The sequence below is a fragment of the Mesorhizobium sp. M5C.F.Ca.IN.020.32.2.1 genome (assembly GCF_004023105.1).
GTDB lineage: Bacteria > Pseudomonadota > Alphaproteobacteria > Rhizobiales > Rhizobiaceae > Mesorhizobium > Mesorhizobium wenxiniae.
The window spans coordinates 1-6,127 of record NZ_RZSX01000355.1 but is presented as its reverse complement, the minus strand read 5'-3'; the positions used below and the strand labels follow the sequence as shown (position 1 = coordinate 6,127).

General features: G+C 58.4%; 6 protein-coding genes and 1 pseudogene. 4 read left to right on the top strand and 3 right to left on the bottom strand.

The features are described 5' to 3' along the window. Positions 1–140: pseudogene (locus EOA86_RS40405) on the bottom strand (glycosyl transferase family 1); the annotation flags it as partial. Between the two features lie 309 nt (positions 141–449). Here EOA86_RS40405 and EOA86_RS18355 point away from each other — a divergent pair. The 4 genes from EOA86_RS18355 to EOA86_RS18345 all read left to right on the top strand — a co-directional run bounded on the left by EOA86_RS18355 (position 450) and on the right by EOA86_RS18345 (position 3,492). Continuing rightward, entirely contained in the window at positions 450–1,739 is a 1,290-nt protein-coding gene (locus tag EOA86_RS18355) for a glycosyltransferase (protein ID WP_128342956.1), read from the top strand. A 197-nt stretch (positions 1,740–1,936) separates the two neighbouring features. Beyond that, on the top strand, positions 1,937–2,206 hold the full coding sequence (locus EOA86_RS40400) for a hypothetical protein (protein ID WP_245497310.1): 270 nt from the start codon (positions 1,937–1,939) through the stop codon (positions 2,204–2,206). A gap of 89 nt (positions 2,207–2,295) precedes the next feature. Beyond that, positions 2,296–2,565 carry a hypothetical protein gene (locus EOA86_RS40395; protein ID WP_245497309.1) on the top strand — a complete coding sequence of 90 codons (270 nt, stop codon included), beginning with the start codon at positions 2,296–2,298 and terminating at the stop codon, positions 2,563–2,565. A 132-nt stretch (positions 2,566–2,697) separates the two neighbouring features. Continuing rightward, positions 2,698–3,492, top strand: coding sequence for a family 16 glycosylhydrolase (locus EOA86_RS18345; protein ID WP_164891814.1), 795 nt, complete (start codon positions 2,698–2,700; stop codon positions 3,490–3,492). Between the two features lie 74 nt (positions 3,493–3,566). On the opposite strand, the gene EOA86_RS18340 is transcribed toward EOA86_RS18345, so the two are convergent. Then, a complete protein-coding gene (locus EOA86_RS18340; protein WP_065006040.1) occupies positions 3,567–4,646 on the bottom strand; it encodes a glycosyltransferase in 1,080 nt (359 codons plus the stop codon). A 126-nt stretch (positions 4,647–4,772) separates the two neighbouring features. Continuing rightward, on the bottom strand, positions 4,773–6,104 hold the full coding sequence (locus tag EOA86_RS18335; RefSeq protein ID WP_128342952.1) for a UDP-glucose/GDP-mannose dehydrogenase family protein: 1,332 nt from the start codon (positions 6,102–6,104) through the stop codon (positions 4,773–4,775). Between the last annotated feature and the right edge of the window lie 23 nt (positions 6,105–6,127).

The window sequence follows — 6,127 nt, the reverse complement described above, 5'->3', positions numbered from 1 at the left end:
CCTTCGACGTCGGCGACCGGGCTTGCTATCCGACGGAAGCCCGCCAGTGTGACCTGGGCGCCGCCTGCCTTAAGCATTATGATCCGCCGGCGCACTGCCGGGTCGGAGACGTCGTGTACCAAGTACAAGACATGCAGCATGAAAACTCGACCGCTGTTGGCCCGCCCGCAGGAATGCTAGTACAGCTCTTGCTGCATCGCAACATTTTTGGTGCTATGTAGCGGATTTAGCGGTTGCCGCGCACCGCACAAACATTAGGCCGCGCGAATGTTCTATTGCGTTGCAGCAAAAAATCGGTTTTCATATGACGAGAAGTTGGTGAGAATTGGGGCCGGGGGGTTCATGCGCTTGTATTTGGTTCCAGTGGAATTGCAGGATTTGGCAGTTCTGCGCCCATAGGGCAGTTCGCTAAAATCCCCTATCCCGCTGTTTGGATACGGTGGTTAGGCATGGCCAAATCTCTTCGTATTGCCGTCTATAACGACAAATATCCGACCAGTTTCGTTACGCCGCGCGTCTCCAGACATACAATCCTGCGCAAGCGGTTCCTACCGTTCAACCTGGTCTCGTCGAAGTTGGAAGGTGTGACGTTGATCGAGCCTGCCCTGTCCGTCGACGTGGTGCATGCGTTCAACCGGATCCCGGTCAATTCTTCGAAATTCATCATCTCGTTCGAATCCCATTTGCCGCGTCAGTTCGCCCTTCGCAAGCGCGGGCCGATGGCTCGTTACCTGGCGTCCCGGATTGCGAACCCCGGCTGCCGCCGCATTATTGCCTTGTCGCATTTTGCCCGCAGGTGTTTTCTGGGTCAGCACGCCGACAATCCGAACGTAAGCCTTCTGACGGAGAAGCTGATGGTCCGCCATCCGAACATCGTCGTGCCTGCCGTGGAAGATGCGATGCTTGAGAACACCGCGGAGGAACTTGTGCTGACGTTCGTCGGCGCCCATTTTGGCCGCAAGGGCGGCTGCGTCGCGGTCAAGATCGCGGAAAAAGCAATAGAGCAGAATTTGCCTATTCGAGTGAACATCGTTTCGAGTCTGCAGGTAGGCGGCGGCATATGGACGGATCCGACAACTCCAGGATTCTTTGACCAGTATATCAAGTTGCTCGACCTGAAGAATGTCCAGCATTATAGCGCGTTGCCAAACCATTCGGTGCGACGATTGTTGCGCAATTCGCATTTTGGCATCCTAGCTACCTTCGGCGATACATTTGGATACTCGGCGATAGAATCGATGTCGGAACACACCCCGGTTCTCGGAACGGGGGTCTGTGCCCTGCCTGAATTCCTGGAGGATGGTGTCAACGGAATCTCATTACCCATGAGACTCAACGATCTCGGCAATTGCTGGAATCCGGGATACAACTCGCGCGGCGAGGCGAAATTTGCCCAATATTTCCAGGATGAGGTCGAGCGCCTCGCTTGCCTGTCCATCGAACGATTAAAGACATATATCGGTCAGCCGAAGCTGATGGCGCCACTGCGACGTCAAGCCCGGTGGACGGCAGAGATCATGTTTGCCGCGGAACCGGCGGGCGCATTCCTCGATGCGCTTTACGACCGTGTGGCGTTGGAGCGAACCAAAGAACCTGTGCAACTCGACCCGGCCCTTGATGCTTCATCTCCGGAAGCCTTGCCGCTTGAACCCGACAAGCAGAAGATATCCCCGCGCCACGGTGGCACGCCGGCAGCATCGCTCGGCGTCTTGTCACCCCGGATGGCCTGGCGTGCATGAACGCTCGACAGCTATCGCAGTCGTACCTCACGAGAGCGTCAGAATCGGATTGGGTTGCCATTGTAATTTTGGCGTGCTGAGCGCCGGAGATCGTGCTCCTTCCTGGGATTCGGATAGCCTACTGTCGCTCCGAATTTCCGGGCTATTTTGTTGCTTTGCAACATTTTTGATGCGGTCGGGAAAGTTGCCATATCGTTGTGGGAAGCTATGAAGCTACTGCCGGCGCGGACGCCGCCCGCGCCGGCACCGAGCGAGGTGAAGTGAATGCGCGCACCGGCAAAATCACCGCTCTGCACACTGAAAACCAGGTCGACGACGGACCCGCACACGAGAAATTCCTGAGCGAGGCGCTGCCGCTGTTTGGCCCGACCCGCAAGATCGGATGGCTGGTCACCAGCCGGCTTGAGAATACCGCAACCACACGGAAGCATGGCTCCAAAAGCACGACATCAAATACGACAAGCTGATCATGCTCGAACTGCCGAGCAAGGCGGAGCGGCAGCGGCTTGGCGTGCATGGCAATTTCAAGGCCGATTTCTAGCGCAAGTCCGATGCCATGCTGTTCATCGAAAGCGAGCACCAGCAGGCCCTTAAGATCGCCGAGCTTTCCGGCAAACCGGTGCTGTGCGTGGAAACGCATCTGGTCATTTATCCCGACTCGCTGTCGCTGCCTGCACTTGGACGGATCGCCCGCAACTTTCCAGGCAGTTTGAAACAGATGAATTCGCAGGAAGGGCGCAAGACGGCCATCAAGATCGTCGCGCGCAGGCTGCTTGGCGAACGCGGCTATGAGACACTGAAGAGCCGGGTCAAACGACCGGCTTAGATGTCGAGCCAAAACTGTGGCCAAGGGACATCATGCCGCCGATTTCACCATTTACGGTGTGGTTCGCCGGTCACCACGAACGGCCATCATGAGCCGTCGGGAAAGCTGGAATCTGCCGTCGGAGATAGACGCATGAATTTCACACGCAGACAACTGTCGGCTCTTCTTGCTACCTCGGCAGCATTGCAACTGGTTCATAGGCGAGCCGTGGCAGAGAGTGCTGCCACAGGAGACGCGGAAGCTGCCGTTGACAAGCTTCCGGATTGGTCAGCGATCAAGCTCCAACTTTGGAAGTATAACAATCCCTTCGTGCCATCGCAGTGGGGCGAGCCAAAGCTCGGAGGTTATGACTGGAAGGCGGCGAACGCCAAAATCGTTGACGGCGCGCTTCAGCTTACTGTCAGCGAGAAAGCTTCCGCACAGGTCGTAGCCGGCGGTAAATCGGACTTTTCATCGGCAAGGTGGGAAGTGGATGTCACTCTCCCGACGATGAAGCCAGGGCTTGTTGCAGCGCCGCTTTGGACTTTTAACGACAAAGCCCATGAGGAAATCGATTTTGAATTCGTGGGCACGAAAGGACTACAGCTCAATGTTTGGGCAAACGTCGACAATCAGCACAAGAGCGTTTGGCTAAAGTGGATCCAACTCGGCGACCTCTCGGGGAAAAGATACCGCCTTGGCATAGAATACGAGGCGGGAAAACGTGTTGCTTTCCTCATTGACGGCAAAGAAGCTGCCGTGGTTACGCCGGCTGACACTCTGGGCGGTGCCTTTCCGAACAAGCCCATGAAGGCGTACTTCGATCTATGGGTTGCGGCAGGCGCGGTGATGGACGCAGGTTGGGCCGGCAAATGGGAGCCGATGCCGGCATCGGACAAACTGGTCATGACAATTCATGGCTATAGGCGAACTGATGTCGATCAGTGAGATTGCAATTCATCCGACCGCTGCGCAACCTCGGTTCAAGCCTCAAGGGCATGCTTTTGGGCGACATGCATTAATCAGGCGGCTTGGCGCGAACCCTGCTGGGCCGCCCGGCCGAGCATCGAAAAGAAGGTCGCGAACTGACGTTCAGGATCCAGCGCCGGCCGCTCGGAAAATTCACGTGCCGCCGCCGAGAGCCGTTCATATTCCTGGCTGTCGTTCCACAGCCGCCTGATCGCCGCGGCCCAGTCGTCGAGCGGTGCGTCATAATCGAGCACCACGCCACCGGCGCCGATCGCTTCCGGCAGGCCGCCGCGCCGGGACCCGACGACCGGAATGCCGCTGCAATGGGCCTCGGATGCCACGCGCCCCCAGGCCTCTTCCCATTTGCTGGGCGCCAGCAGGATCTTGGTCCGGCTATAGACCGTCTTCATGTCGCTGGTGCGGCTTTCCAGCCTGACATTGCGCAGCGGCGCGATGGTCCGTTCGATCTGTGCCCGGTGGTCGTCGTCGAGCTTCCAGCTTTCGACGAACAGGAACGGAATTTCGGAGCATTGGCCGGCAATGCGCACCGCGAGTTCGAACCCTTTTTCATTGTAAGGGTTGATCAGCGTAACAAACTCGCCTGTCGTCGGCGTGCTGTAGAGCGCGGGATTGATGGTCGGCGGTATGACCGTCGAATCGATGTCGAATTTTGCCTTGTAGGTGCGCGCCGTGAACTCGGAATTGGCGATATAAAGCGCCGAATGCAGCTCTCGCAGATCCCCGCCCAATTCGTGGAATTCGACGTTCCGCAGATAGACGACCAGCGGCACGCCAAGCGCCTGCAGCGCCTTTCCGATCGGCACCGATTTGTGGCACTGCACGACGGCGACGTCGGGATCGAGCCTTTCGACGGCAAAGCGCGCCGCTTCCCAGGGAAACCACGCCCGCACCACAGGGTAACCGGGATAGCTGTCGATGACGGCGCGCTGCCTCAGAAGCTTCATCTTGGCGCGCGCCTTGTAGCCAAAGACGCCCTGGCCGAACAGCGCGGCAAGCACTGATGCCTCGTGGCCATGTTCAAGCAACTGTTCGGCCAGATGGTGGGTGCTGGATTGGACACCGCCGCTGAACTGGGGAGTGTAACCGTTGCCACCTGCAAAAAGGACTTTCATGGTTCCAGCTCCTTGTCGCATTCTGGGTTTGTTCAAAAGCGGTTTACCAAGGCAGAAGATATCCATCAGTTCCCGCCAGCCTCCGTCGTGTCCCGCTGTCATGGCAACAGGCTTTCCCGCATGATCTCACGCCGCCATCCTGCCGATGCTGTGATATTCGATGCCGTAGCGAGCGATGACCTTGGGGTCGTAGAGATTTCTGCCGTCGAAGATGATCGGCGTGATCAGCGCATCCTTCATCGCGTCGAACGACGGCGCCTGGAAGTTCTTCCACTCGGTTGCGATCATGAGCGCATCGGCGCCACGCAGCGCCGCCTCCTTGGTCCCGCACAAAAGCAGATCGTCGCGCAGTCCGTAGATGGCCTGGCATTCCTGCATCGCCTCGGGATCGTAAGCCTGCACTTTGGCACCGGCCTTCCAGAGCGCTTCCATCAAGACACGCGCCGGCGCCTCGCGCATGTCGTCGGTATTGGGCTTGAAAGCGAGGCCCCACAGCGCAAAGGTCTTGCCCTTCAGATTGCCCTTGAAATAGCGGTTCACCTTGTCGAACAGGACCGACTTCTGTTCGTTGTTGCGTTCCTCGACCGCGCGCAGCAGCTTGGCATCGAATTTGACGCCTTCGGCGGTCTTGATCAGGGCGCGCACGTCCTTGGGGAAGCATGAGCCGCCATAGCCGAGGCCCGGATAGATGAAGTGGTAGCCGATGCGCGGATCGCTGCCGATGCCCTTGCGGACCTCCTCGATGTCGGCGCCGAGTTCCTCGGCCAGGTTGGCCATTTCGTTCATAAAGCTGATCTTGGTCGCCAGCATGCAATTGGCCGCGTATTTGGTGAACTCGGCGCTGCGCACATCCATCACGATCATCTTTTCGTGGTTGCGGTTGAACGGAGCGTAAAGCTCACGCATCACCGCCTCGGTATCCTCGCTGCCGGTTCCGACGATGATGCGGTCGGGCTTCATGCAGTCGGCCACCGCGGAGCCTTCCTTGAGGAATTCCGGATTGGAGGCGACGTCGAAACCCAGATCCTCGCGGCCGCGCGCCTTCAGCGTCGCGGCGATCCTGGCCTTTATCTTCTCGCAGGTGCCGACCGGCACGGTCGACTTACCGACGACGATCTTGGGCGCGTCCATCTCCCGGCCGATGGCCTCGGCAACGGCCAGCACATATTTGAGGTCGGCAGAACCATCCTCGCCCGGAGGCGTGCCGACAGCGATCATCTGTATCTGGCCATGCTTGACGGCGGCCGCGGCATCGGTGGTGAACTTGATGCGGCCGGCCGCGTGGTTCTCCTTGACGAGGTTTTCGAGCCCGGGCTCGAAAATCGGGATGAGGCCCTGATTGAGCCGCTCGACCTTTTTCACGTCGATGTCGACGCACACCACCTGGTGTCCGACTTCGGCAAGCACCGCCGCCTGCACGAGACCGACATAGCCAATTCCAAAGACCGTCAAATTCATTTGGTTACATTCCTGTTCAAGAC

Excerpts from the sequence above, each read along its gene's own strand:
- EOA86_RS18355 (WP_128342956.1), top strand. The coding sequence starts at position 450 with ATGGCCAAATCTCTTCGTATTGCCGTCTATAACGACAAATATCCGACC.
- EOA86_RS40395 (WP_245497309.1), top strand. The coding sequence starts at position 2,296 with ATGCTGTTCATCGAAAGCGAGCACCAGCAGGCCCTTAAGATCGCCGAG.
- EOA86_RS18345 (WP_164891814.1), top strand. The coding sequence starts at position 2,698 with ATGAATTTCACACGCAGACAACTGTCGGCTCTTCTTGCTACCTCGGCA.
- EOA86_RS18340 (WP_065006040.1), bottom strand. The coding sequence starts at position 4,646 with ATGAAAGTCCTTTTTGCAGGTGGCAACGGTTACACTCCCCAGTTCAGC.
- EOA86_RS18335 (WP_128342952.1), bottom strand. The coding sequence starts at position 6,104 with ATGAATTTGACGGTCTTTGGAATTGGCTATGTCGGTCTCGTGCAGGCG.